The organism is Photobacterium jeanii (genome assembly GCF_001650345.1).
Taxonomy (GTDB): Bacteria; Pseudomonadota; Gammaproteobacteria; order Enterobacterales; family Vibrionaceae; genus Photobacterium; species Photobacterium jeanii.
Genome location: NZ_LVHF01000028.1, coordinates 61,935 through 87,726, shown reverse-complemented (window position 1 = coordinate 87,726; position 25,792 = coordinate 61,935). Strand labels below are relative to the sequence as shown.

The 25,792-nt window shown below is 45.1% G+C and carries 21 protein-coding genes and 1 tRNA gene; 7 read left to right on the top strand and 15 right to left on the bottom strand.

Annotated elements, in window-relative coordinates; translation table 11 throughout:
• Window positions 1-19: 19 nt before the first annotated feature.
• The 3 genes from menH to A3K86_RS13440 are packed head-to-tail and all read right to left on the bottom strand — an operon-like array spanning window position 20 to window position 3,979.
• The gene (gene menH / locus A3K86_RS13450; protein WP_084406609.1) at window positions 20-847 is read right to left on the bottom strand and encodes a 2-succinyl-6-hydroxy-2,4-cyclohexadiene-1-carboxylate synthase; all 828 of its coding nucleotides are present in this window, start codon (window positions 845-847) and stop codon (window positions 20-22) included.
• The gene (gene menD, locus A3K86_RS13445) at window positions 831-2,621 is read right to left on the bottom strand and encodes a 2-succinyl-5-enolpyruvyl-6-hydroxy-3-cyclohexene-1-carboxylic-acid synthase (protein WP_084406608.1); all 1,791 of its coding nucleotides are present in this window, start codon (window positions 2,619-2,621) and stop codon (window positions 831-833) included. Before menD ends, menH begins: the two co-directional genes overlap by 17 nt.
• The gene (locus A3K86_RS13440) at window positions 2,618-3,979 is read right to left on the bottom strand and encodes an isochorismate synthase (RefSeq protein ID WP_068331861.1); all 1,362 of its coding nucleotides are present in this window, start codon (window positions 3,977-3,979) and stop codon (window positions 2,618-2,620) included. The genes menD and A3K86_RS13440 overlap by 4 nt, the downstream gene beginning before the upstream one ends.
• 482 nt (window positions 3,980-4,461) lie before the next feature.
• Between A3K86_RS13440 and A3K86_RS13435 the strand changes: the two genes are divergently transcribed.
• The 3 genes from A3K86_RS13435 to A3K86_RS13425 all read left to right on the top strand — a co-directional run bounded on the left by A3K86_RS13435 (window position 4,462) and on the right by A3K86_RS13425 (window position 7,796).
• Complete coding sequence (locus A3K86_RS13435; RefSeq protein ID WP_068331858.1) at window positions 4,462-5,676, top strand: pyridoxal phosphate-dependent aminotransferase; 1,215 nt, start codon at window positions 4,462-4,464, stop codon at window positions 5,674-5,676.
• Window positions 5,677-5,844: 168 nt separating this feature from the next.
• Window positions 5,845-6,429: a 5'-deoxynucleotidase gene (gene yfbR, locus A3K86_RS13430; protein ID WP_068331855.1), complete on the top strand. Its 585-nt coding sequence runs from the start codon at window positions 5,845-5,847 to the stop codon at window positions 6,427-6,429.
• Window positions 6,429-7,796 carry an anti-phage deoxyguanosine triphosphatase gene (locus A3K86_RS13425; protein ID WP_068331852.1) on the top strand — a complete coding sequence of 456 codons (1,368 nt, stop codon included), beginning with the start codon at window positions 6,429-6,431 and terminating at the stop codon, window positions 7,794-7,796. The genes yfbR and A3K86_RS13425 overlap by 1 nt, the downstream gene beginning before the upstream one ends.
• A 132-nt stretch (window positions 7,797-7,928) precedes the next feature.
• Here the strand turns inward: A3K86_RS13425 and A3K86_RS13420 are convergent, their stop codons facing one another.
• Window positions 7,929-8,564 (bottom strand): tRNA-uridine aminocarboxypropyltransferase, encoded by a 636-nt coding sequence (locus A3K86_RS13420; RefSeq protein ID WP_068331849.1) that lies wholly within the window; start codon window positions 8,562-8,564, stop codon window positions 7,929-7,931.
• Window positions 8,565-8,573: 9 nt separating this feature from the next.
• Between A3K86_RS13420 and rrtA the strand changes: the two genes are divergently transcribed.
• Window positions 8,574-9,146: a rhombosortase gene (rrtA, locus tag A3K86_RS13415; protein WP_068331845.1), complete on the top strand. Its 573-nt coding sequence runs from the start codon at window positions 8,574-8,576 to the stop codon at window positions 9,144-9,146.
• A gap of 45 nt (window positions 9,147-9,191) precedes the next feature.
• Here the strand turns inward: rrtA and A3K86_RS13410 are convergent, their stop codons facing one another.
• The 8 genes from A3K86_RS13410 to A3K86_RS13375 all read right to left on the bottom strand — a co-directional run bounded on the left by A3K86_RS13410 (window position 9,192) and on the right by A3K86_RS13375 (window position 18,599).
• Window positions 9,192-9,479, bottom strand: a complete 288-nt coding sequence (locus tag A3K86_RS13410; protein ID WP_068331842.1) for a ComEA family DNA-binding protein — start codon at window positions 9,477-9,479, stop codon at window positions 9,192-9,194.
• A 140-nt stretch (window positions 9,480-9,619) separates the two neighbouring features.
• Window positions 9,620-11,512 (bottom strand): peptidylprolyl isomerase, encoded by a 1,893-nt coding sequence (ppiD, locus tag A3K86_RS13405; RefSeq protein WP_068331839.1) that lies wholly within the window; start codon window positions 11,510-11,512, stop codon window positions 9,620-9,622.
• 187 nt (window positions 11,513-11,699) lie between these two features.
• On the bottom strand, window positions 11,700-11,972 hold the full coding sequence (hupB, locus tag A3K86_RS13400; protein WP_068331836.1) for a nucleoid-associated protein HU-beta: 273 nt from the start codon (window positions 11,970-11,972) through the stop codon (window positions 11,700-11,702).
• Window positions 11,973-12,180: 208 nt separating this feature from the next.
• Window positions 12,181-14,553: an endopeptidase La gene (lon, locus tag A3K86_RS13395; protein WP_068331833.1), complete on the bottom strand. Its 2,373-nt coding sequence runs from the start codon at window positions 14,551-14,553 to the stop codon at window positions 12,181-12,183.
• Window positions 14,554-14,690: 137 nt separating this feature from the next.
• The gene (gene clpX / locus A3K86_RS13390; protein WP_068331830.1) at window positions 14,691-15,971 is read right to left on the bottom strand and encodes an ATP-dependent protease ATP-binding subunit ClpX; all 1,281 of its coding nucleotides are present in this window, start codon (window positions 15,969-15,971) and stop codon (window positions 14,691-14,693) included.
• Window positions 15,972-16,084: 113 nt separating this feature from the next.
• On the bottom strand, window positions 16,085-16,708 hold the full coding sequence (clpP, locus tag A3K86_RS13385) for an ATP-dependent Clp endopeptidase proteolytic subunit ClpP (RefSeq protein WP_068331825.1): 624 nt from the start codon (window positions 16,706-16,708) through the stop codon (window positions 16,085-16,087).
• Between the two features lie 105 nt (window positions 16,709-16,813).
• On the bottom strand, window positions 16,814-18,115 hold the full coding sequence (gene tig / locus A3K86_RS13380) for a trigger factor (RefSeq protein WP_068331822.1): 1,302 nt from the start codon (window positions 18,113-18,115) through the stop codon (window positions 16,814-16,816).
• Between the two features lie 407 nt (window positions 18,116-18,522).
• Window positions 18,523-18,599 (bottom strand) — tRNA-Arg (locus tag A3K86_RS13375).
• 439 nt (window positions 18,600-19,038) lie between these two features.
• Between A3K86_RS13375 and folD the strand changes: the two genes are divergently transcribed.
• Window positions 19,039-19,896, top strand: a complete 858-nt coding sequence (folD, locus tag A3K86_RS13370) for a bifunctional methylenetetrahydrofolate dehydrogenase/methenyltetrahydrofolate cyclohydrolase FolD (protein WP_068331819.1) — start codon at window positions 19,039-19,041, stop codon at window positions 19,894-19,896.
• A 106-nt stretch (window positions 19,897-20,002) separates the two neighbouring features.
• On the opposite strand, the gene galU is transcribed toward folD, so the two are convergent.
• Window positions 20,003-20,911 carry a UTP--glucose-1-phosphate uridylyltransferase GalU gene (galU, locus tag A3K86_RS13365; protein WP_084406606.1) on the bottom strand — a complete coding sequence of 303 codons (909 nt, stop codon included), beginning with the start codon at window positions 20,909-20,911 and terminating at the stop codon, window positions 20,003-20,005.
• A 125-nt stretch (window positions 20,912-21,036) separates the two neighbouring features.
• On the bottom strand, window positions 21,037-21,537 hold the full coding sequence (rfaH, locus tag A3K86_RS13360; protein ID WP_068331816.1) for a transcription/translation regulatory transformer protein RfaH: 501 nt from the start codon (window positions 21,535-21,537) through the stop codon (window positions 21,037-21,039).
• 422 nt (window positions 21,538-21,959) lie between these two features.
• On the opposite strand from rfaH, the gene A3K86_RS13355 reads away from it, so the two are divergent.
• Window positions 21,960-23,354: a peptide MFS transporter gene (locus tag A3K86_RS13355; protein ID WP_068331813.1), complete on the top strand. Its 1,395-nt coding sequence runs from the start codon at window positions 21,960-21,962 to the stop codon at window positions 23,352-23,354.
• A gap of 136 nt (window positions 23,355-23,490) precedes the next feature.
• Here A3K86_RS13355 and A3K86_RS13350 read toward each other — a convergent pair whose 3' ends face one another.
• Window positions 23,491-24,540: a response regulator gene (locus A3K86_RS13350; RefSeq protein ID WP_068332579.1), complete on the bottom strand. Its 1,050-nt coding sequence runs from the start codon at window positions 24,538-24,540 to the stop codon at window positions 23,491-23,493.
• A 350-nt stretch (window positions 24,541-24,890) separates the two neighbouring features.
• On the opposite strand from A3K86_RS13350, the gene A3K86_RS13345 reads away from it, so the two are divergent.
• Window positions 24,891-25,769: a LysR family transcriptional regulator gene (locus tag A3K86_RS13345; protein WP_068331810.1), complete on the top strand. Its 879-nt coding sequence runs from the start codon at window positions 24,891-24,893 to the stop codon at window positions 25,767-25,769.
• Window positions 25,770-25,792: the final 23 nt, after the last annotated feature.

Here is a 25,792-nt window from a genome sequence, read left to right as displayed (position 1 = left end):
TTCAATTACATTGCTGCGACTAACAGCAATTTTTAACAAACTCTTTGATGTACTGTGCGAACAACTCTGGTTGCTCAACATGTACGTTATGCCCCGCATCAGCGATAGCAATAGCATTCACCTCTGCCGCCGTTGCCAGACATTTAAATTTCTCATCGCGCTCACCATAAAGATAACAAAATGGCACAGTAAGCGTTTTTATCTTGGCAAGTAATTCCGGTTGCTTCGCTAAGCTTGTAGCCAGCATCATCTGTGCAACACAGTGACCAAGATTATCACTGCGTTTTGTGATCAAACTTTGTCTTTGGTCATGATCCAGTGATGAAAATACCGGTTGTTGATACCAATCCGATAAAACATCGGTCATGGGCTGATCGGCAAAACGATGAGCCCATTTTTGGTCATTTGCAAATCTTGTAGCACGTTCTGTCGGTGGTAACCCAAAATGACCACCTTCAACTACTAAGCCTATCAATTGTGGTTGCTTTTTTACGCGCTCGGGTGTCTGTGAGCCGGATTGATTAACCGCATGGTACATACCAACCCTAGCGCCCATCGAATAACCCACCAGCACATATTGTTCGACATTACGTTCAACCAGCGTCTGTAATAAACTCTGATTTACCCCATCAAAATCTGGTGCCGACACAGCATGACTGTGCCCATGGCCCGGTAAATCGATGGTCAAACAAGGGTAAGCTCGGCTTAGCTGATCGATCACCTGACGCCAGTCACTACCATTACCAAGCAAACCGTGCAGGAATACCAGCGTTGGTCGCGACGTACTTTGCACCGTCGCATGAGACTGAACATCCAGCGGATAAAAGCTTTCAGAATAAAGCCGCATCTCTTACCTCAGCCATCAAGGCTTTAAGTCGCTCACCGGCATCACCCGCAGGTGTTTTCACTTCGATAAGCGTCGTCCCCATATGATCTAGCGCTTCATATACTGCCGCTTGAGTTTGTTCAAGATCCGCTGGACAGCGATAGCTTAAATCAAACATGCGAGCAGCATGCTCAAAATCCAAGCCATGCGGCATACGATAGAAATCATCGCGCTGCTTTTCAGGGACAGGCAATAAATCAAAAATACCGCCACCATCGTTATTCGTGACGATCACCACCATTGGCGCTTGAGTTTGGCGTAACAATGCCAAGGAATTTAAATCGTACAAGAGTGACGTATCACCCAGTAAACAAATCATCGCCTGAGCATAATTCTCTTGCTGTCGACCACGCTGTACACCAGCCGCTGTTGCAATCAAACCATCGATCCCTGACGCTCCGCGATTACTAAAGGTCACCGCATTGGGCATGGTACCGCACATATCGAGCAAACGAACTATTAGGCTATTGCCAAGAAACCATTCTGCTGGTGCGGCTTCTCTCGTTTCATCGTGCTCTACAACCCACATCGGTAATTGTGCTGCTAAGCTCAGCTCTGACAAGTCTTGAGTATGCTGAGCCAACACCGTTTGATAACCATTCGCAGCAGTGACCAACGCTTGTGCCCAATGGGCGTTGCTTGAAGTGACTTGTGTTGCCAGCGCTTGTTGCGCCCAAGATTGGCAATTAGCTTGGATGCGTAATCCACGACGATGACTGGCATCAAGACGTGAACTAATAGGATCAACTAACCAATAGTTTTGCCACTCTTGTTTCGCAATCCATTGGCCAAGGCGCTTAGAAACCAGACGACCACCAAACTGCAGCAAGGTATCCGCTTGCGCTAAGTATGCTTGACATTGCGAGTTTTGCAGCCAGACATCAAAACCTTGATAGTCAGATGTGCCACCACTTTGGGGGTCGGCAAGTAACGGCCAGCCCAATTGATTAGCAAGTGCTTCTACATCGGCAAATTCTTGAGGCGCTAACTTACCCGCCACAATCACACCACGACCTTGAGCAAATGCTTGCCACACGCTTTTATCTATCTGTGGTTGTGCAAGTGAATTAGCTTGAAACGCAAGATAAGGCTGGCTATCTTGCTGCCAGTGAGTCACGGGGCGCAAGTAATCGCTAAAATCGACCGCTTCGCCATAAAGAGGCTCAGGGTAATGACAATTGAAATGCACAGCGCCACCATGAAGGATTTGCTGATGCATAGCTTCATCAAGAGTGGTCAGCAACCATGCAGGTGAAATATCGAGCGTTGGCGATGGAATATCGTAAAATGCAGTAACGTGAGATGAGAATATGCCGTGTTGAGTAATCGCTTGATTAGCACCACAATTAATGAGCTCTGGCGGACGATCAGATGTTAGCAACACCAACTTTTCTTTGGTTAATCCGGCTTCAGCAACTGCTGGTAACAAATTAGCGACTGCGGTACCAGATGTCACAATCACCGCCACCGGAGCTTGCTTAGCTTTCGCTACCCCCAAGGCAAGAAAACCTAAACCGCGCTCATCAAAGTGAGTATGCAAAGTCAGATGTTCATGCTTAGCGGCGGCCAAGGTTAGCGGTGTAGAACGAGAGCCCGGTGCAATACAAACATCTTGTACCCCTAACCGCGCTAACTCATCTAACATCAAGCTAGCCCAACATTGATTAAGCGCAGCACGATACGAAGTCGATGGCATCAAAGTTGCTGCGCTAGGCTGAAGCGGTGTTGCACTCATGCTGATTGACGCTCCCACTTCTCGGTCTGCTCAATATTGTGCTCGCTGTTACACACATCAGGTAAATTAGCATCAATTAAGCTGTACAAAGTCGAGGTCTTACGATCGAGCTCTTTCCATTCGCTATCGGCTGTAGAGCCCGGCACAATGCCAGCGCCAGCAAAAAGATGGATTTCTTCACCCATGATCAATGCACTGCGGATCGCAACACAAAACTCACTACGTTGACGGCTCAAAAAGCCCACCGCACCGCTATACCAACCACGCGCGAAAGGTTCATGTTCAGAAATAAAATCGAGCGCTTTATCACGCGGCAATCCAGCAATGGCTGCTGTTGGCTGCAAATTATCTAGCAAATCCGCGTTATACACTTGCTCGTGCAACTGACCATCGATGCTACGTTTTAAGTGCTGTACTTTACGCAGTCTTACTAGTTCAGGGACTTGTGCCACATTTAGCTGTTGGCAGCATGGGTTTAAACGCCCCACAATATCATCGACCACTAAGCGGTTTTCATAGCGGTTTTTGCTGTCGTCTAACAGCCATTGCGCCAGGCGACCATCTTCGGCTTCTGACACACCACGACCAATCGTGCCCGCTAAGGCTTCCGTTTTTAGATCATGGTGATGACGTAAAAACAAACGCTCTGGCGTCGAGCCAATGAAACAATGCTTAGCATCAAGCGCCATCATAAAATGGAAGCTATTGGTATTGCTGTTGCGACTCGCTTTCAGCAATTGCGCTGGCGAAATTGCATTATCGAGTTTTAACGTTGTGCGGCGAGCCAACACCACCTTCTCAAACACTTTCTGAGAAATGGCATCAAGCGCCTGACCAATCATGTTTGACCAGCCTGAAAAATCTGGCGCATAAGAGCGCGAGAGTACCTTCGCTCGAATTCTGCTGATTGAGGTCGTGGCATAAGTAAATTTATGCAGTGCTTTTACCAAGCTTTCACGACTTTGAGTTTCAGCAGGAATATTCGCTGCCAAGTGCCAAGCTTGATCCATTCGAATCACTTCGCATTGTGGCAAAAAGAAAAAAGAGGACAAACAGCGGCGATTACGATCGCTACGTCCGTCAAATGAACGCCCCCCCCAAACACGCTGATCATCGGCAAGGATCTTTTCCGCCGCCATCGGGTCGGTAAAGGTTTTGATTTGCCCAAGCGCCACGACTTCCTCTCGGCTATCACGCGATTGCCAATAAAACTTAGGAAATACAGGTTGAGCATCCATCCAATCGATAAGATCCGTGTTTGCAGGTAAATCCATCTTTACCGTCACACGATGTGTTGATGGGGAAGCGTGTTGAATTTTTAGGATTAGTTCTTCAACAGCAGTTTGTAACGCAGTCAAGGTAACCTCACTCAGCTCTATAGCACCTTTCGGCTCGTCCCTGGCTGATCGTTAATGCGCCTATCACTGGACACATAAATTCTACCTTCGTTATACCAAATAACGATATATGAAAGTCAACCCATTATCGTATTCGATGGCATAACCATAAAATGAATAAGTCATTCTACCCTAGTAATCTCTTTCTGACTAATAAAGTCATGATTCAACATGAGCTGTCACAAGCATTCACATTCCGTCATTAATTTGGTTACGATCTTGATACGGACTAGTATTAAAAATGTGATATCAACCAAGCATTTGCGTTTCTACCTTACGGGAAGGGGCTGCATAATTCTTCACCTAGCGAATTACACTGGATAAAACAGAATTTAATAACATAAAAAACTATTTTGCCTCATTATTTCCTGTAAGGTATTTATTTCCAACCGAATTATCGTGTAATTTATCGAAATAACATTATTTATTGTCAGGAACATAAAATGCAGAACATCGGGATGTCCTCCAAGCTCAACAATGTGTGTTACGACATTCGAGGGCCGGTGCTGAAGCATGCCAAGCGCATGGAAGAAGAAGGCCATAAAATTCTGAAGCTTAACATTGGCAACCCAGCCCCATTTGGCTTTGATGCTCCTGACGAAATCTTGGTCGACGTGATCCGCAACCTACCAACATCGCAAGGCTATTGCGATTCCAAAGGTATTTATCCTGCTCGTAAGGCGGTTGTTCAACATTATCAAAAGCGTGGACTGCTTGATCTAGACGTCGAAGACGTTTACATCGGCAATGGGGTTTCTGAGCTGATCGTCATGGCGATGCAGGCGCTACTGAACAATCAAGATGAAATTCTGGTTCCTGCGCCAGATTACCCGTTGTGGACTGCAGCTGTGTCGCTATCGGGTGGTACGCCGGTGCACTACACCTGTGATGAACAAGCCGACTGGTATCCAGATCTCGACGATATTAAGAAAAAAATTACTCCGCACACTCGTGGTATTGTGCTCATTAACCCGAATAACCCAACAGGTGCTGTGTACAGCCGTGATTTCTTATTGGAAGTGATTGAAATTGCCCGCCAACACAAGCTGATCATCTTTGCCGATGAAATCTACGACAAAATCTTGTACGACGGTGCACAGCACACCTCCATCGCCCCTCTGGCAGAAGATGTGTTCTGCGTGACCTTCAACGGTCTATCGAAGTCTTACCGTGTCTGTGGCTTCCGCGCAGGTTGGATGGTGCTATCAGGACCAAAATACTTGGCAAAAGGCTATATCGAAGGGTTAGAAATGCTCGCTTCAATGCGTTTGTGTGCCAACGTGCCTATGCAACACGCGATTCAAACCGCATTAGGAGGCTATCAAAGCATCAACGAATTGATCCTTCCGGGTGGGCGATTATTAGAGCAGCGCAACAAGGCCTACGATTTGATCACCCAAATCCCGGGAGTTAGCTGCGTCAAACCTAAGGGCGCTTTATACCTGTTTCCGAAACTCGATCAGAAGAAATTCAATATTGTGGATGATCAGAAAATGGCTCTCGATTTTCTACAACAAGAAAAAGTGCTGCTCGTTCACGGCACAGGTTTTAACTGGAAGAAGCCAGATCACTTCCGCATTGTGACGCTACCACGGGTTGATGATTTAGAAATGGCAATTGGGCGTCTTGAGCGCTTCTTGCACACATACCGCCAATAGCAGCAAGCGCTAACCTAAAGCCAAACGAAAACACGACTCTCTTAGCCCTAGCCTTTTCGCTGGGGCTTTTTCTCTATCCCACCTCGAACTAATACCACCCTCACAGCAAATTCTGTTATTTTTAATACATAATTCTATATCGCGTCTCAACTTCATAAGCTGTATATCATGAAACGTAGTCACTTCTTTGCTCATCTTGCTCGAATGAAACTGATCCAACGCTGGCCTTTGATGCGCTGTGTTGCCACTGAAAATATCTCAGAACATAGCTTACAAGTGGCTTTTGTTGCTCACGCCCTCGCACTGATCAAAAACCGAAAGTTCGATGGTAACCTCAACCCAGAACGTATCGCATTGTTAGGTATGTTCCACGATTGCAGCGAAGTGATCACCGGGGATATGCCAACACCGATAAAATACTTCAATCCCGCGATTGCCGAAGAATACAAAAAGATCGAATTAGCTGCTGAGAAAAAGCTGTTATCTATGCTCCCGGAAGAGTTTCACGATGATTATGCCCCGCTGCTCGATAGTGAAAAAATCAATCAACAAGATTATGCGATTGTGAAACAAGCCGATTCTTTGTGTGCTTACCTCAAATGCTTGGAAGAGTTAAACGTGGGCAACCATGAATTTGCCAAAGCCAAAGCCAACATTGAGCAAAACTTACAAAAACGCTCAACGCCAGAAATGGAATACTTCTTAGCAACCTTTGTTGATAGTTTTAACTTAACACTGGACGAAATCAGTTAATGACCTCATTCACGCTCGACCCTATTTGGCAGGAACGCAAAAGTAACGAGCAGAAAGCCCGCCGTAACGATCACCGCTCCGTCTATCAACGCGACCGTGCGCGGATCTTACACTCCGCCGCTTTTCGTCGCCTACAAGCAAAAACCCAAGTGCATGGCGCTGGTCATCATGATTTCTACCGCACCCGCCTTACACACTCGCTCGAAGCATCCCAAATCGGAACAGGAATTGTTGCCCAACTCAAAATAAAGCAACCCGAGTTTCGACCTCTATTGCCCTCCACCAGCTTAATGGAAAGCTTGTGCTTAGCCCACGACATTGGTCATCCTCCTTATGGTCATGGCGGTGAAGTGGCACTTAACTATATGATGCGCAACCACGGTGGTTTTGAAGGCAACGCACAAACCTTCCGTATTGTGTGTCAGTTAGAACCCTATACCGAACACTTTGGCATGAATCTCTGCCGTCGAACCTTACTAGGGTTACTAAAATACCCTGCTTTTATTAGCGACACCCGCTGTGACGTGCTACCGCCAGATGTAGCGCACTATCGTCACCTCAAAGCCAAAGACTGGCACCCCGCGAAAGGCATTTACAACGATGATGCCGCAACCTTTGAATGGGTTTTAGCCTCTTTAAGTAACAATGACAAAGCCTTGTTTGGGTTAATGCGCGAGCAAAGTGTCGCACCCAATCAGCACCAGAAGACCCGCTTTAAGTCCCTCGATTGTTCAATCATGGAATTGGCTGACGACATTGCCTATGGCGTGCATGATCTTGAAGATGCCATCGTGATGGGGATTGTTAGCCGTGAACAGTGGCTCGAAGTGGCGGCAAGTCAATTAGCAGAATGTGGTGAACCATGGTTAGAAGCACGCATTAGCGAACTCAGTGAGCAGCTGTTTGGCTCGCATCATCAGCGTAAAGATGCCATTGGTGCGTTAGTCAATGCACTGCTGACCTCGATTCATATCGCGCCTAGTATTCAAGACGGATTACACTGCTTTGATGAGCCGTTATTGCAGTGGAATGCTTTTTTGTCTGAACCGATGGAAGTCGTACTCAACATTCTCAAACACTTTGTGAGCGAGTACGTAGTGAAGAAGCCAGAAATCCAATTGCTGGAATATAAAGGGCAACAGCTCGTCATGGAGCTCTTCGATGCTTTTGCCGCGGATCCAGAACGCTTATTACCGGAAAATACACGTGAGCGCTGGCTCACTGCTGTCGCGCAAGGGGATAATGAGATGCGCGTTATTGCGGATTACATCTCGGGGATGACTGATGGCTTCGCACAGCGTCTATATAGCACGCTATTTCACCCAACCAATGCAATGAGTGTTGGCAGTGAAGGGCACGGTTTTTAACGCCACATATAAACCACATCCACAATCCATATAAAGAGTTAGCAGCAGGAACTTAAATAACCACTCTAACTCTTTAGTTAACTTAGCCTTTATTTAACTTGCAACAATGAAACCATGCCCAAATCGACTGGATCACTTACCTCGATAATTACGCTCAAATACCCCTTCCGGCATTTGCTGAATTTGAAACTCAATCATCTGATTAAACGTATCAAGCAAAGGCGTGAAGTTGACGTGTTGGCCCTCCAGCGCTGTTAAAGCAAGAAAACCCGCTTCCACCGTAGAGACACCACTATCACGAGGTGATTTTCTGATCCGGTAATTTCCCGCTACCACATTATCCAAACTCACCGTTGGCAATGAATGAAGGTTGCTCGATAGCTGCCACATCTTGTAGGCTTTTTTCCAAGTGCCATCAAGCAGTATCAAAGTCAGAGGCTTCAACTTTTCACCATTAGTCGATTGCACTTGCCGCTGCTCAGCCAATACAGAGATAGGCGTAGCATCATCTCCTGGGTATATTAGCCATGCTTCTTGCTCATTATCAGACAGTAACTGATTCAGCTTTTCATGGTTACTAAAGTCTTCGCCAACCAAAACATCGCAGCTTGCTAACGACAGCGAAAGGATGCGCGCGGTGCCAATTGCACGATTTACTTCAGAGGGATGTTGTAAAATATACAATTGCGTTTTAGCATCAATAGCTTGTATCCAGTGACAGATACAGGCTTTTTTTGCTTTTCCACATTGTTCGCAATATCGACTCATGAGGTTGCCTTGTCTACTCGCCGTTTTGTAATTGTTGCTACCCTATTGGGTATTTTGGCTCAGTTACCTTTTATCCACCCTTGGTTGGTGTGGGAACGTCAATTGATCCTGAGCGGAGAAGTGTGGCGCATACTAACAGGAAACCTAACCCATACCAATTGGTCACACCTTGTGATGAATGCTTTTGCCTTTATTATCATCACTTTTATCTTTCGTGCCCATATTGACGTAAAACGCTACAGTGCTGTCATTCTAATTACTAGCCTTGTAATTGGCAGTGCGATCTTTGCCAGTTCAATGCAATGGTATGCGGGGTTTTCAGGGGTATTACACGGCTTATTTGGCTGGGGAGCGATTCAAGATATCAAAGCCAAGACCAAAGGCGGACGACTCATGTTATTAGGCTTAGTGGCCAAAATTGGCTGGGAACAATACTTTGGCGGCTCAATGAGTACTGAGAGTTTGATTGATGCGCGTGTCGCAACTGAAGCGCATTTTATTGGTGCGATTTGTGGCTGTCTCTTAGCCCTTGTTCAGCTCTATTTTTACCCGCGCTACAAGGCGTTGAACTTAAGAAAATAAAGGAGAACCACATACCTCTCTCCTTAATTAACTTAAAACGGCAAGCTACAACTTGATACGTTCGCGATTTTTGTCAACTGTCGCTAAACCGATACCTTTCACTTTAGCGAGATCTTCCGGCACTTTGAAAGCACCAAACTGTTCGCGGTATTGAATAATACTTTTTGCCTTTTCAGGGCCAACGCCCACTAAGAGCTTATCCAGTTCTTCAGCATTGGCATCATTAATGTTTATGGTGATCTCAATCCCTTCATGACTGTCAGTATTAGCCGACACTGTCATTGGTGATAGCAAAGCTGCGCATACCACAATTATTCCCACTAGTTGCTTCATAGTTTCTCTCTCAATGCGATGTTAGGAAAAACCACTTATAGCGAGAAAAGCAAGCTAACCAAACAGTCAATAGATTTGATTGTTTACAAAAAACAACGGGCCACACATTGGTGGCCCGTTAAGCAATCTATTGATTACATTTAGTTTGTAGCTGAATCCAATGTTGGGTAAGCCACATCTGATGTATCACGAAGCACTTTTAGCGTCGCCATAATATCTTGCTGTGCATTCAGCTGCTCTAGCTGTTGTGCCATTTGGCTATCTACAGCTACAGGTTCAACATCAGCATCAACGACTTTATCTAGCGCAATGATCATCACATTACCCATTGCATCGCGGCTCATGCCGTAAACTGCTTTATCATCTGCTGGTTTCGCTAATTTAAACACCGCTTGTGCCAGCATAGGATCAGCACCATTACGGGCGATAGTTTGCGTATCAGCAAAGCTTAGGCCTTCGTTTGCAACAATCTCTTTGTTGCCTTCACGAAGCGCTTTAAGCAGCTCATCAGCTTTTGCTAGTGCTTCCTGCTCACCTTTCTGTGCTGCAAGCTTGCCTTTCACTGACTCTGCCACGTCTTCAAACGGCAATACTGTTTCAGGGCGAGATTCATCAACACGAACAACAATCACATGCTCTGGTGCTAATTCAATGAGTTCAGAGTTATAACCATCTTCAAGTACTTCAGGTTTCATCAGCTCAGTAAATACAGCAGGTTTTTTCAAGATCTCTGGCGCGTCCGCTTCAGAGATAAAGCCTGTAGTTTTTACTTCAGCACCAACAGCGGCAGCTGCGTCATCTAGCGTGTCTGATACTTCATAAGCTGTCTTCGCTAGCGTTTCTTGCATATTGTAAAACGCTTCGGCTGCACGTTGTTCACGAAGATCTGCAAGGATCTCGTCTTTCACTTGCGCTAGCGGTTTAACCACTGACGCTTTAATCGCATCTAGCTTAATGATGTGGTAGCCAAACGCAGACTTCACAACACCTGAAATATCACCTGTGTTAGCGAGTTCAAACGCTGCTTTATCAAACGCAGGATCCATCACGCCCGCTTCAAGCCAATCTAGCTTACCACCGTCTTTAGCACTGAAGGTATCGTCTGAATCACTTGCCGCTAATGCCGCAAAGTCAGCGCCGTCATTTAACTTAGCCAGTAACGCTTCAGCTTTCGCCTTCGCTTCATCGCTATCACCTTGAACAAGGATGTGACTAACTTGACGCTGTTCAGCGCTGCTATACTTAGCTTGGTGCTCGTTGTAGTAAGCTTCTAGGTCTTCATCAGACACTGCAATTGTGTCTTTCAAACCTTTACCTGAAAGCTCAACGTAAGACACTTTAACTTGCTCAGGACGAGTAAACTGTTGAGGATTTTGCTCGTAGAAAGCTTTAATTTCGTCGTCAGCAATCTTTGCATTCTTAGTGAAATCATCAAGAGATAAGGTCAGAGTGCGAACTTCGCGTTGCTGAGCTTCAAGCTTACGTAGTGCTGTTAACTCACTACTGAGCGCAAAATCACTAGTTTGGATCGCGCCTAGAAGTTGCTGACGTAGCATGTTGCCACGAACATACTCTGCAAATTGCTCAGGTGTGAAATTAGAACGACGAAGTAGCATATTGTAAGTATCGTTATCAAACTTACCATCACGCTGGAATTCAGGCATAGCCACAATCGCATTACGCACTTGCTCATCACCAATGCGAAGACCAAGCTCGTTAGCACGTTGCTCAATTAGAATGTCGTTAACCATGCGATCAAGTACACTACGACGGAACTGTTCACCGTAAGCAGGATCACCCAATAGCGTATTGAAGTAGTCGCCCAATTGAGCCTGCATGCGGTTTCTTTCGTTATCGTAAGCTTGTTTGAACTGACGCTCGCTAATTTCTTTATCGCCTACTTTTGCAGCTACTGGCTCTGAACCGCCGGCAAGGTAACTACCTACACCTGCGAATACAAAAGAAAAAATGATCAGGCTCAGAATGATCTTAACCCAAATGCTGCTAGCGCCTTCGCGCAATCGCTCCATCATAACTTGCCGTATCTCCTAATTATCCGAGCTGGCAGAACTGCGTTAATACTTGCTTATCAACAAGACTAACAATGATACCGGTATTAAATGTAAAAAAGCGCATCTCAGTGATGCGCCCTTCTGTCGGTTATTTCCAAGTCGAACTTGGTTAATGCGATTGTACGCAAATAACCTCAGGCTAACGCCCTTAGTTTACAGAATCTTTTAAAGCTTTACCTGGTTTGAAACCTGGAACTTTAGCTGCTGCGATTTGGATCTCAGCACCAGTTTGTGGGTTACGACCTGTGCGAGCAGCACGCTCACGAACAGAGAAAGTACCGAAGCCCACTAGCGCTACTTGATCGCCATCTTTCAGTGTTTCAGAAACAGCATCGATGAATGCATCTAGTGCACGACCTGCTGACGCTTTAGAAATATCTGCACCTTCGGCAATTTTATCAACTAACTGAGTTTTGTTCACGATTTCATCCCCTCTATGAACATTGTCCGTAATCTCCAAAATGGCACGGACAATCAAATTAACTTGGACCTAATTATACCAGTACATTCAACCGATGAAGCGTGTAAGCCTTGGTTTTGTTAGGCTTACAGCAAAATTAGACCTCACTTATAGCCAGTGCGAAAAACGCTGACAAGCCTTTTTATACCTGACAGCGTTTTTTCTTCACTTAACTTTGCTGCATGTCACTCTTTTGAGTGTCAACCAGCTCAATACCTGTTGGATTGTCTTGCAACGCAATGGTCAAGACTTCATCAATCCACTGTACTGGGCAAACCTTCAGATCAGCGATAACGTTATCTGGGATCTCTTCCAAATCACGCTCATTCTCTTTAGGAATAAGTACAGTTTTAATGCCACCGCGGTGAGCCGCTAACAGCTTCTCTTTCAGACCACCAATCGGCAGCACTTCACCACGTAAGGTAATTTCACCCGTCATTGCCACATCGGCGCGTACCGGGTTACCCGTTAAGCTCGAAACCAAAGCAGTACACATTGCGATACCTGCGCTTGGACCATCTTTTGGTGTCGCGCCTTCCGGAACGTGAACGTGAATATCACGTTTTTCGTGGAAGTCAGGATTAATACCAAGACGTTCCGCACGGCTACGTACCACTGTCATCGCTGCTTGAATAGACTCTTGCATCACATCGCCAAGCGAGCCGGTGTAAGTCAGCTTACCTTTACCTGGCATGGATTCAGTTTCAATGGTAAGCAAATCGCCACCCACTTCAGTCCAAGCAAGGCCGGTTACCTGACCAATACTGTTGCTTTCATCAGCTTTACCGTAGTCAAAGCGTTGAACGCCCAAGTATTCTTTCAGATTATCTTGGGTGATAGACACCTTAGTGACATCTTTGTTCAACAAAATTTCTTTCACTGCTTTGCGGCAAAGTTTAGAAATTTCACGCTCTAGACTACGCACGCCCGCTTCACGGGTGTAGTAGCGAATAATGCCCGTCAGCGCAGAGTCGTCCACTTCAATCTCAGCAGGCTTCAAACCGTTACGCTTGATTTGCTTGTCGAGTAGGTGGCGTTTCGCGATGTTTAGCTTTTCATCTTCGGTGTAACCCGATAGACGGATCACTTCCATACGGTCAAGCAATGGACCTGGAATATTCATTGAGTTCGAAGTAGCAACGAACATCACATCAGACAGGTCGTAGTCAACTTCTAGGTAGTGATCGTTAAACGCGCTGTTTTGTTCCGGATCTAGTACCTCAAGTAGCGCTGATGATGGGTCACCACGCATGTCTGAAGACATCTTGTCGATTTCATCCAGTAGGAACAGTGGGTTTTTCACTTCCACTTTGGCCATTTTCTGGATCAATTTGCCCGGCATAGAGCCAATGTAAGTACGGCGGTGACCACGGATTTCCGCTTCATCACGCACCCCACCCAGTGCCATACGCACGTATTTACGGCCAGTTGCCGCAGCAATCGACTGACCTAGTGAGGTTTTACCCACACCAGGAGGACCAACCAAACATAGGATAGGGCCTTTCAGCTTATTCACACGGCTTTGTACTGCGAGGTACTCAAGAATACGTTCTTTCACACGCTCTAGACCGTAGTGGTCTGCGTTAAGCACTTCTTCTGCTTTCGCTAGGTTCTTCTTAACTTTAGAGCGCTTAAACCAAGGCACGCTTAGCATCCAATCGATGTAGCCACGAACAACCGTTGCTTCCGCCGACATTGGCGACATCATTTTCAGCTTTTGTAGCTCTTGCTCAGTTTTTTCTTTCGCTTCAGCAGGCATTTTCGATTCTTCGATTTTCTTCTTCAAAGATTCGAACTCATCCGGTGCATCGTCAAGCTCACCCAGCTCTTTCTGGATCGCTTTCATTTGCTCGTTGAGGTAATACTCGCGCTGACTCTTCTCCATTTGCTTCTTCACGCGACCGCGAATACGTTTTTCAACTTGAAGCAAATCGATTTCTGATTCCATCATCGCCATCAAGAACTCTAAACGTTCTACAATATCGATGATTTCCAATACCTTTTGCTTGTCTGCCAGTTTTAATGGCATATGCGCAGCAATGGTATCAGCCAGACGCGCGGCTTCATCGATGCCGTTAAGCGATGTCAGCACTTCTGGTGGGATTTTTTTATTAAGCTTGATGAAACCTTCAAACTGGCTAATCGCAGTGCGTACCAGAACTTCCTGCTCACGCTCGTCCATTTCTGGCGTTAACAAGAACTCGGCTTCTGCACTGAAGAAGTCGTCATCAGTCAGGTTTTCAACTTTTGCACGCTGCTGACCCTCTACCAGTACTTTTACCGTACCGTCAGGGAGTTTTAGCAACTGGAGAATCGTCGCCACTGTACCTACATCGTACAGGTCTTCGATAGAAGGCTCGTCCGTGGCCGCTTCTTTCTGAGCCACCAACAGAATTTGTTTGTTGTTATCCATCGCCGATTCAAGGCAACGAATAGATTTTTCCCGGCCCACAAACAATGGAATAACCATATGAGGGTAAACCACTACATCACGTAATGGCAGAACGGGGATTTCAAGGCGTTCAGAACGCTCCAGGTTCATATTTTTCTCTCTTCCGTTCAGTTGTATACCTGAGTATATGGGGGTAAAGGCGCAAGATTCAACGGCAGAAACAACAGAAAATAAAAAAGGAGGCATTAGCCTCCTTTTTTTAGTCACTCTGGATGGTAATTAAGCAATTACTCAGCACCAGCAGCTTGATTTTCATTGTTTTCGTAAATCAGTAACGGCTCAGACTCGCCTTTAATTACTGATTCATCGATAACAACTTTGCTCACGCCTTGCGCCGATGGCAATTCATACATGGTATTAAGTAGAACTGCCTCTACGATTGAACGTAGACCACGAGCACCAGTTTTACGCTCCATTGCTTTACGTGCGATAGCCACAAGTGCATCGTCACGGAATTCAAGCTCAACGTTTTCAAGCTCTAGCAATGCCGCGTACTGCTTGGTTAGCGCGTTCTTCGGCTCACGTAGGATTTGAACAAGTGCATCTTCATCTAGCTCACTTAGGATAGCAGCCACAGGAAGACGACCGATGAACTCTGGGATCAGGCCGTATTTCACCAAATCTTCAGGTTCAACTTGCTCGAACAAATCACTTAAAGTACGGCTTTCATCTTTCGAACGCACTTCTGCGCCAAAACCAATGCCAGTACCTGTCGCAACACGTTGCTCAACCACTTTATCTAGGCCAGCAAATGCACCACCACAGATAAACAGGATTTTCGACGTGTCCACTTGCAAGAACTCTTGCTGTGGATGCTTACGGCCACCTTGAGGCGGTACAGAAGCAACAGTACCTTCGATCAGTTTCAACAATGCTTGCTGAACACCTTCACCCGATACATCACGCGTGATCGATGGGTTGTCTGACTTACGAGAAATCTTGTCGATTTCATCGATGTAAACAATACCACGCTCCGCTTTCGCTACGTCGTAATCACATTTTTGTAGTAGTTTTTGGATGATGTTTTCTACGTCTTCACCCACATAACCTGCTTCTGTCAGGGTTGTGGCGTCAGCCATAGTAAACGGTACATCCAGCATGCGTGCTAAGGTTTCAGCCAGCAGCGTTTTACCACTACCAGTTGGACCAATCAGCAAGATGTTACTCTTACCTAGCTCCACACCTTCACTGTTGGTGTCGCCATTACGCAAACGCTTGTAATGGTTGTATACCGCAACAGCAAGAACTTTTTTCGCATGGTCTTGACCAATAACATAATCGTCAAGATTAGTGCGAATTTCTTGTGGTGTCGGAAGCTCATTGCCATCACGCTTAGGCATCACTTCTTTAATTTCTTCGCGAATAATGTCGTTACATAGATCGACACACTCATCGCAAATATAAACAGAAGGGCCAGCAATCAGCTTACGAACTTCATGTTGGCTTTTGCCGCAGAAAGAGCAATAAAGTAGTTTCCCACTACCATTGTCTTTTCGCTTATCTGTCATTCGCTAACCTCTTTTCGGGTTTACCCCATCATTGCCTTGTTTTGAGTGTATAACAACTCTGGTTATTTTGCTCCCAAGCTGCTGTTAGCAAACTCGCAGAACTGCAACCATGGTTAGTCACGCTTACTCATAACAGCATCAACCAAGCCGTATTCAACCGCCTGATCTGCAGACATAAAGTTATCACGATCTGTATCGCGTTCAACCACTTCTAGCGGCTGTCCTGTATGCTCTGCAAGCAAGTTGTTAAGTTTTTGCTTGATGGTTAGAATTTCTTGTGCATGGATTTGAATATCCGATGCTTGACCTTGGAAGCCACCTAGTGGCTGGTGAATCATAATACGTGAATTTGGCAACGCAAAGCGCTTACCTTTTTCACCACCAGCAAGTAAGAATGCACCCATTGAACACGCTTGGCCCATACATACTGTGCTCACATTAGGCTTGATGTGCTGCATAGTGTCATAAATTGACATACCAGCAGTCACGCTACCACCTGGGGAGTTGATGTAAAGGAAGATGTCTTTATCTGGGTTTTCAGCTTCAAGGAATAGTAGCTGAGCAACTACTAAGTTAGCCATGTGATCTTCAACCTGACCGGTCAGGAAAATAACACGCTCTTTTAGTAGTCGGGAATAAATGTCGTAGGAACGCTCACCACGCGAAGTCTGCTCGACCACCATAGGAACTAGCGCATCCATAATTGGTGACATGGCGTTTTTTTCTTGGTAGCTCATAACGTTATATCCCTAAAATAAATGGCCCGAATGAAATAACTCACACGGACCATTGTTAGCAGAAGATTTCACGCAAAGTCAAATCTCTGCAGTAATTTCAGCAAATTAAGCAGCAGGTTGGTTCATTAGCTCGTTGAAGCCAACTTCTTTTTCTGTAACCTGAGCTTTAGCAATTAGCGCATCGATAGCTTGCTCTTCAAGAGCAACGTTACGCATGTTGTTCATCATTTGCTCGTTCTTCTCGTAGTATGCAACTACTTCAGATGGATCTTCGTAAGCAGAAGCCATTTCGTTGATTAGCGCTTTAACACGCTCGTCATCCGCTTTTAGCTCTTCAGACTTGATCACTTCACCTAGTAGAAGACCAACAACTACGCGACGCTTAGCTTGTTCTTCGAATAGTTCACGAGGAAGCTCTGGTGCATTCTTCATGTCGCCACCGAAACGTTGTGCAGCTTGTTGACGAAGAACGTTGATTTCTTGATCGATAAGTGCAGCAGGTACTTCGATGTCGTTTTGCTCGATTAGGCCGTTAAGAACTTGGTCTTTGATGCGACCTTTAACAGCTTGCTTCATTTCGCGTTCCATGTTCTTACGAACTTCAGCTTTTAGGCCGTCTACAGAACCGTCAACAACGCCGAACTTAGCAACGAACTCTTCAGTTAGTTCAGGTAGCTCTTGCGCTTCAACTTTGTGTAGTTTGATAGCGAAAGAAGCTGCTTTACCTTTTAGGTTCTCAGCGTGGTAATCTTCTGGGAAAGATACTTCTACAGTGAACTCTTCGCCCGCTTTCTTACCAACGATACCGTCTTCGAAACCAGGGATCATACGACCTTGGCCCATCGCTAGTGCGAAGCCTTCAGCTTTACCGCCTTCGAACTCTTCACCGTCGATAGAACCGTTGAAATCGATAGTTACACGGCTGTCAGCCACTGCAGCTTCTTCAGTCTCAGACCACGTAGCTTGTTGCTTACGTAGTGTTTCGATCATAGTGTCAACGTCTTCGTCTTTTACTTCTACCGCTGGTTTTTCAACAGCGATTTTGTCTAGACCTTGAAGCGCGATCTCTGGGAATACTTCGAAAGAAGCTTTGAATACTAGATCTTGACCTTCTGCAAACTCAACTGGAGTGAAAGTTGGTGCGCCAGCTGGGTTGATTTTCTCTTGAACGATCGCTTCGATGAAGTGACGTTGCATAACTTCGCCCATCACTTCTTGACGAACTGAAGCGCCAAACATGCGAGCAACCATTTTGATCGGTGCTTTACCTGGACGGAAACCATCGAAACGACGATTTTTAGCAATTTTCTGCAGCTCAACTTTTACTGCGTCTTCAATGTTTGCAGCAGGAACTGTGATAGTTAGGTGGCGTTCTAGGCCTTCAGTGGTTTCAACGGTAACTTGCATTTTATTTAACCTCAAAACTTACTCAGATATCTGAGTGATGTTGCCGATCAGTCTTACACTGACGGTGGCATCCTTTCGTGTTATGGCAGTATCGCGTGACACTCACCACAACGCCTTAATTCTGATAATTTCTAACACTACTGACCTTAAGGTCACTGAGATAGAAATTAAAAACGCGGCATTATAACGGTCTGACCCTCTCAGGTCGAGGCCAGTACTTATAAACCATGACTTCTCCACAAAATAGGGACAAAAAATCGATTTTCAAGGGAATTAGCAAAAAAAAGGCATTTAATTGCTGAAAATCCACACAGGCGCGCACTTTTGCTACACACTTGATATCCCTTTAGATAAATACCGCGCATACGAAAAAGGCCCCAGCATAAAATGCTGAGGCCTTAGAATAATGGCACGCCCTGTAGGATTCGAACCTACGACCACATCCTTAGAAGGGACGTGCTCTATCCAGCTGAGCTAAGGGCGCACGGGCAACGTGATTAACGTTACGGGGCGAAATTATACGTTGCTAAGATCCAAGGTCAACGCTTTTTGCCTTTTTTTAATTACATGAAACTTCAATCGGTTAAACTTACAGCACTCCACTCATTTTCACCCCAGGACTGCAGAATTATCAATCTAATCTGTGGAGATAAATCCACCATCAATTGTTTTAATCCCTTATTGTTTAGCAACAGGTAGACAAGCTGTCACCATTTTATCAAAACCATAAAACTTGATAATTCTTTGTTTTAACGCAATGCAAACGTTTGCGCTGTAGCTATTAACCCTAACTTCTGCGACAATAACGCCTAGTGACAAAAGTTAAATCATGCTTTGCTCGCTTTAACCTTTGTTATTCCCTTTTCATCGCGGTACTGGCTTATAAACCAGTATCAATGCGGTAGTTAGTTATAAGGATCACTATGAGCGCGCAAATTATTGATGGCAAACTTATTTCACAAACAGTTCGTCAGGAAGTGGCAGCCCGTGTTAAGGCTCGCGTCGATGCGGGGCTACGAGCGCCAGGGCTTGCGGTTGTTTTGGTCGGCCAGGACCCTGCATCTCAAGTTTATGTAGGTAGTAAGCGCAAAGCATGTGAAGAAGTCGGCTTTATTTCTAAGTCGTTCGATCTACCAGCAACCACCAATGAAACCGAACTCCTTTCTCTAATTGAAGAGCTCAACAATGACAAAGAGATTGATGGCATCTTAGTCCAGCTACCGCTACCTGCAGGTATCGATAGCACTAAGGTTCTAGAGCACATTACGCCAGAAAAAGATGTCGACGGTTTTCATCCTTACAATGTTGGCCGCCTTTGCCAACGAATGCCAAAACTGCGCTCATGTACGCCAAAGGGTATTATTACCTTGCTAGAGCGTTACAATATCCCAACCCGAGGTAAACATGCCGTAGTCGTTGGCGCTTCAAATATTGTTGGCCGCCCGATGACAATGGAATTGCTATTAGCTGGCGCAACCACAACAACTTGTCACCGTTTTACCCAAGTTCTTGAAGGTCACGTACGCCAAGCTGATATCTTGGTCGTTGCGGTTGGTAAACCAAACTTTATTCCTGGCGAGTGGATCAAAGAAGGTGCCACAGTGATCGATGTAGGTATCAACCGCGTTGAAACTGGTAAGCTTGTTGGTGATGTGGAATTTGAGGTTGCGAAAACCAGAGCCAAACACATTACTCCTGTACCTGGTGGTGTTGGCCCTATGACAGTAGCGACGCTGATTGAAAATACGCTACTGGCTTGCGAACAATTTCATAGCGAATAAGCTGTAACAAAGTAGCTAGCGATAAACGTTAGAATAATCACCAAGCCTTAAAATGCAAAAAGCAGCCAAATTGGCTGCTTTTTCATATCTAAATCACTTCAATCACTTAAAGCGTTTTAGCTAGCTCTTTGATGTAAGCCGTAAAGTCTTCACCCAGGCTATCGTGACGTAAACCGTACTCAACAAATGCCTGCATGTAGCCAAGCTTACTACCACAGTCATGGCTGACACCTGACATATGGAAAGCATTCACTTGCTTGTCACGCATTAGCATGTCAATTGCATCAGTTAGCTGAATTTCATCACCAGCACCAACAGGTGTTCTTTCTAGTAGTGTCCAAATTTCAGCTGGCAATACATATCGACCAACAATAGCTAAGTTCGAAGGCGCTTCTTCAACCTTAGGCTTCTCAACCACTTTGGTCATCGCAGCCGTTTCACCTGCTTTAAGCTCGGTACCGTTAATATCGGCAACACCATAGCTTGAAACGTCAGCCATTGGCACAGGCTCAACCATTACCTGACTAATGCCAGTTTCGTTAAAGGTTTTTACCATCGCAGCCATGTTTTCAGTACGCAGGTCACTCGCCGCGTCATCCAAAATGACATCTGGCAATACCACAGCAAATGGTTCATCACCCACTAGAGGATGTGCACACAGTACCGCATGGCCCAAGCCTTTTGCTTGACCTTGACGTACGTGCATAATGGTCACATCTGAAGGACAAATGTGCTGCACTTCTTCAAGTAGTTGACGTTTAACACGCTTTTCAAGTGTCGCTTCAAGCTCGAATGATGTATCGAAGTGGTTCTCGATTGAGTTTTTCGATGAATGTGTTACCAACACAATCTCTTTAATACCCGCAGCTACACACTCAGATACCACATGTTGAATAAGTGGTTTATCAACAATTGGTAGCATCTCTTTTGGGATTGCTTTAGTAGCAGGCAACATACGAGTACCCAAGCCAGCGACAGGGATCACGGCTTTGCGTACTGGGGAAGTCATCGTCATGTTCTATTCCATGAAAATATTAAAATTGGGCAAACTATAACAAAATACAGCTGCTATTGATAAACAACCAATAGGCTGAAATCAAACTAAGCTCGTAAAATTTAAAAACAACAGTGAAATATTGACTATTTTTTCGCTATTTCTTTATTATCCAAGCTAACTGTAACTTGTTTACCTAACAAGTTAATCAACATAAATGAGCGTTTCTCGCCATCCGGCTCTTGGTAAATCGCCTCAATACCTTTAAATTGTCCGCTCTCCAACACCAACTTCTCACCTTTAACGAATGGTAATGTTGAAAGCTTAACTTGCTGTTCAGGGGTGTTCTCATTCAGCATTAAGCCGTACAGAAGCTCAGGTCGAATTGGGCGAGGCATGCGGCCTTGGCGAATAAAATCAGCTACGCCGCGGGTTGAGCGCACAGTCGTATAGCTAATCTCTTCAGGATCAAAATAAACGAACATGTAGCTTGGAAAAAGTGGCTCTTCCACTTGAACTCGTTTACCACGCACAACTTTATTAATCATGACCTGAGGGTAATAGCACTCAACCCCTTGACGATCAAGGTTAAGCACAGCACGCTCTTGCTCACTGCGCTTACAATAAAGTAGAAACCACTGTTTCATCATTAATCCATCTAAATTTCAGTTCCATTTAAGGTTATCAGTTTCACCTCTTATTGCACAGTGATATCAGGTTAGTTGAACATTCCCTCTCCAGCGACTTTTTGGCAGAAGCGGCTATAGCCACCCGGCAACATTTGTAACAATAATGAAAAACATCAACTAGCAAAGCATCAACCCAAAATAAAACCAAAAAACAGAATAAACATCCAATATTAAAACAAAAAGCAGTCAATCCCATCATTTAACCTTGTGAAAGATTAGATTTCAAAATTGACCAACAAACAAGCAAATACTTAAAAATCAAAAGGTTACGTTTTTAATGTTTTGTTTTGCAAATGTAAAAACTTGCAGATGATAATTTTGTCCTTTATAAAAAAGAACGAATATGCAAACACATAACAACCCTTACAAAGAGAATAATTATGAGCAATCGAAGTAGCGGTACCCTATTAGGGCACCCAAAAGGCTTATTCTTACTGTTTAGTACAGAACTGTGGGAACGCTTCTCTTACTATGCGATGCGTGCCATTTTAGTATTGTACTTAACAGATAAGACCATGGATGGTGGCTTAGGTTGGTCGACTCAAAACGCACTTGAGTTATATGGCATCTACACCGGTCTCGTTTACATTACCCCTCTCATAGGTGGCTGGATCGCCGATAACTTTTTAGGCCAGCGTCGCTCCATTATCATTGGTGGTATCTTAATGGCGTTAGGTCAGTTCACACTGGCACTACCAAATAGCATGGTTGATCCGCATGCGATTACAGCTTTTTATCTTGGTCTTGCCCTGCTGATCATTGGTAATGGTCTGTTCAAGCCAAATATTTCAACCATGGTGGGTGACCTATACCAAGACGGGGATAACCGTCGTGATGGCGCATTTACTATCTTCTATATGGGTATCAACCTAGGCTCACTACTTGCTGGTATCATTGCTGGTACAGCGGCAGCAGCGTACGGCTGGAAAGCAGGTTTCCTTACTGCTGGTATCGGTATGCTTATCAGCCTTGTAACACAGCTAGTCTTTGCTGAGCGTCTACTTGGTGACATTGGTAAAGAACCTGCGGCAAAACGTGCAGCGGCAATGACCAAATCTGGTCAAAAAGAGCCATTAACCAAACAAGAACGTGACCGCATGAAAGTTATTCTTATCATGGGTATGTTCGTGGTCATTTTCTGGGCTGGTTTCGAGCAAGCGGGCGGCCTGATGAATATCTTTTCACAGCAATACACCGACCGTATGATTGGTAGCTTTGAGGTTCCAGCCGCTTGGTTCCAATCACTAAACCCGTTCTTTGTGATCACCTTAGCACCTGTTATTGCTGCTATTTGGGTTAAATTAGGTCCTAAAGAGCCAAGTTCTCCGGTGAAATTTGCAATGGGTCTGTTCTTCCTTGCGCTTGGTTTTGTATGCATGATCGGTGCAGTACTTCAGCAAGGTGGCGACCTAAATGTTAAAACATCCATGTTCTGGCTAGTTGGCGCGTACTTCTTCCATACACTTGGTGAGCTTTGCCTATCTCCAATCGGCCTATCAATGGTAACCAAACTTGCTCCGCTTCGTTTGGCATCACTGATGATGGGTGCATGGTTCGGCTTTAACGCTATCGCTAACTACGTGGCTGGTATTATCGGTGCTCACGTTGGTGAAGCTGGCCCAATGGCTATCTTTAGTGGTATCGCTATTGCAGCAACTGTGGCAGGTGTACTACTGCTACTATGCTCGAACCAACTTATTCGCTGGATGCACGGTGCTGAAGGCCATGTCGTTGAAGAATCTGAAGAGCTAACAACAAGCACAGCAAACGCGTAATCACGTTCTTCAAAGTCACTTACTTTGAATAACACGCTGTGCTAAAAAATGACAAAACGAAAAAGGTTGCCCATCGGCAACCTTTTCTTTATCTACGGATTTGATAACTAGGTTATCTCTACAGCTTCGAAGCTGCTTACCTCGTATTACAACGCTTAATGGTGACACTAAAGCTCGCTGAACCAATTTCACTAAGCGATAATCGCCCACCAGATTCAGCTAAATAAATAGTTTCAACCCTGTTGTTAGCAGCACTTTGCCCAAGCCAAGCTTGCGTGGAAATCGTATAGTTGCTGTCACTGGTTTGAAACACCGCTCCTAAGCCACTCGATAACACTTGCAAACTGCGATCACAAGCATCAAAAATCCCGAAAATACCGCGAATTGGTGACGCGTAGCCAGAATGGTGCATCCCCTTCTCTATCAAACGTACTAAATGGTTTAAATCACTTTCATCTGCCATCCGAGTTCGGAGGTAATCATTGAAAAAAGCACGAATGAGTAAGGTTGTTGCAGTACTGTTTTCACCAGCGGCGGAGTCAACCAGATAAAAGGCCAACCGCCCGTCCATCAACCAAGTGTAATCAAGCAATACTGGCTGCACATCGGCCGCTTGCAACACACAATAGTTTAGCTGCCAGTCGCCTTGACGAGATTCGGTTTCAGGCATTAATCCCAGCAACAGCTCTCGTGCCGCTTTAGGATTGGCTTGCAGCTCCTTAATATGCCATTCCAACTCTTCATCAATATCAACCCCATCGTCACCAATATTGAACCAATTGTTAGAAAAGTCTTGTTCTGCTACGGCTGAGTCTTCTGATTTAAGCACAGATAACATGGCAGATTTGAGCACCATAATGTTATCAAGCGGTTTGATCAGGAAATCTTTCACACCATGACGTAATGCATTAGCAACATCAGCCATATCACCAGTACCAGAAATGACAATCACAGGAACCATTGGGTATTGCGCTGCAATTTCTTCAACAAACTCCATTCCCGTCATCACAGGCATCGACAAGTCACACAATAGAATGTCAGGAATGGCATCACGCAACGCTCTTAACCCGTCTAGCCCATCATCAGCCTCACGCACCTGACATCCTTGGCTATTCAAAAAGCCAACGATCATATTTCGGAAGATCGGGTCATCTTCCACAACAAGTACGTCCTTACCCTCTAGCAATGGTGCCTTCCTCCATAATTGTACCGATGCATTCTCTTTACGAGTCTTATGTATCGCTGATTTTGGTCTATCAAGATCACTGTGCATAAGGATTCCTGATTGTCTATCAACCTATAGAAAGCATAGGTGCTAATTACACATTCGTCAGGACAGATAAAAATGCGGCGGCGGTTAAAAACTAAATCTCGAATCCAGTTCAAAAAAACACAGAAAAGTAGGCAATAGTTCGCCTTTCATGACACAATTTATCGTTCAATTTTGATTCATAACAAAACATAAGCGGTTAACAATCGCTTACAAGCTATTTTGTTATACAATTCCCTATTATGAGTTTTCAGTAATGATGTGTTATGAAACTTGACGATTTGAATTTATTCCGCGTTGTTGTCGAGCAAGGGAGCTACACCGCAGCGTCACGCAAGACCCAAGTACCTGTTGCCACCTTAACCCGTCGTATTCAGGCATTAGAAGAATGTTTAAGCATTCGACTTCTTAACCGACATGCGCGCAAATTGTCGCTTACTGAAGCTGGACAACGCTTTTACGATGACTGTGGTCCGTTGTTAGAACAACTGGTCAGTGCTACTCAGCACATTAGCGAAGAATGTAAAGGTGCAACAGGTAGGCTGCGCATTGCTGCGCCATCTAACCTAACCAAAGTAATGCTACAACCTATGCTCAATGCCTTCATGAAACAGCATCCTGCTATTCATTTAGAGCTTCATATGAGCAGCGAACCAGAGCAACTCGATCCTACCGATTGGGATGCGATTTTCCGTGTAGGTCCGCAGCGTGACTCGACATTGATTGCTCGTAAAATCAGTGCCGTTAAAGATATCTTGGTTGCTAGCCCGCTGTACCTAAAAGAAAAGCCAGCACCAAAACACGCGCAAGAGTTGCACGAGCACACCCTACTCAAAGGGAATCCGCTACTGCGCTGGCGTTTAAGCGATCATCAAGGTGAGACTATCACGATTAATGATCGCGGACGCTTTGAAGCCAACCAGCTCGACGTTGTTCGCCGTGCTTGCTGCGATGGCTTAGGTATCACCCTAATGCCGGATGTAATGCTAGAAGAGTTCATCGAATCTGGTGAACTGGTTCAGATCCTCAAAAACTGGTCAGCTAACCCACGCGAAGTGTTCTTACTTTACAATCACAGGGATTACCAACCTGAGAAGCTGCGCTTATTCATCGAGTTTGCCAGCCATTACTTCGAGCTAAATTAACAACACGCTCAGCATCACTTACC

What these genes read in the sequence shown, in the direction of transcription:
- menH (WP_084406609.1), bottom strand. Translation starts at nt 847, where the DNA reads ATGCGGCTTTATTCTGAAAGCTTTTATCCGCTGGATGTTCAGTCTCAT.
- menD (WP_084406608.1), bottom strand. Translation starts at nt 2,621, where the DNA reads ATGAGTGCAACACCGCTTCAGCCTAGCGCAGCAACTTTGATGCCATCG.
- A3K86_RS13435 (WP_068331858.1), top strand. Translation starts at nt 4,462, where the DNA reads ATGCAGAACATCGGGATGTCCTCCAAGCTCAACAATGTGTGTTACGAC.
- yfbR (WP_068331855.1), top strand. Translation starts at nt 5,845, where the DNA reads ATGAAACGTAGTCACTTCTTTGCTCATCTTGCTCGAATGAAACTGATC.
- A3K86_RS13425 (WP_068331852.1), top strand. Translation starts at nt 6,429, where the DNA reads ATGACCTCATTCACGCTCGACCCTATTTGGCAGGAACGCAAAAGTAAC.
- A3K86_RS13420 (WP_068331849.1), bottom strand. Translation starts at nt 8,564, where the DNA reads ATGAGTCGATATTGCGAACAATGTGGAAAAGCAAAAAAAGCCTGTATC.
- A3K86_RS13410 (WP_068331842.1), bottom strand. Translation starts at nt 9,479, where the DNA reads ATGAAGCAACTAGTGGGAATAATTGTGGTATGCGCAGCTTTGCTATCA.
- ppiD (WP_068331839.1), bottom strand. Translation starts at nt 11,512, where the DNA reads ATGATGGAGCGATTGCGCGAAGGCGCTAGCAGCATTTGGGTTAAGATC.
- lon (WP_068331833.1), bottom strand. Translation starts at nt 14,553, where the DNA reads ATGAACCTGGAGCGTTCTGAACGCCTTGAAATCCCCGTTCTGCCATTA.
- clpX (WP_068331830.1), bottom strand. Translation starts at nt 15,971, where the DNA reads ATGACAGATAAGCGAAAAGACAATGGTAGTGGGAAACTACTTTATTGC.
- clpP (WP_068331825.1), bottom strand. Translation starts at nt 16,708, where the DNA reads ATGAGCTACCAAGAAAAAAACGCCATGTCACCAATTATGGATGCGCTA.
- tig (WP_068331822.1), bottom strand. Translation starts at nt 18,115, where the DNA reads ATGCAAGTTACCGTTGAAACCACTGAAGGCCTAGAACGCCACCTAACT.
- folD (WP_068331819.1), top strand. Translation starts at nt 19,039, where the DNA reads ATGAGCGCGCAAATTATTGATGGCAAACTTATTTCACAAACAGTTCGT.
- galU (WP_084406606.1), bottom strand. Translation starts at nt 20,911, where the DNA reads ATGACGATGACTTCCCCAGTACGCAAAGCCGTGATCCCTGTCGCTGGC.
- rfaH (WP_068331816.1), bottom strand. Translation starts at nt 21,537, where the DNA reads ATGAAACAGTGGTTTCTACTTTATTGTAAGCGCAGTGAGCAAGAGCGT.
- A3K86_RS13355 (WP_068331813.1), top strand. Translation starts at nt 21,960, where the DNA reads ATGAGCAATCGAAGTAGCGGTACCCTATTAGGGCACCCAAAAGGCTTA.
- A3K86_RS13345 (WP_068331810.1), top strand. Translation starts at nt 24,891, where the DNA reads ATGAAACTTGACGATTTGAATTTATTCCGCGTTGTTGTCGAGCAAGGG.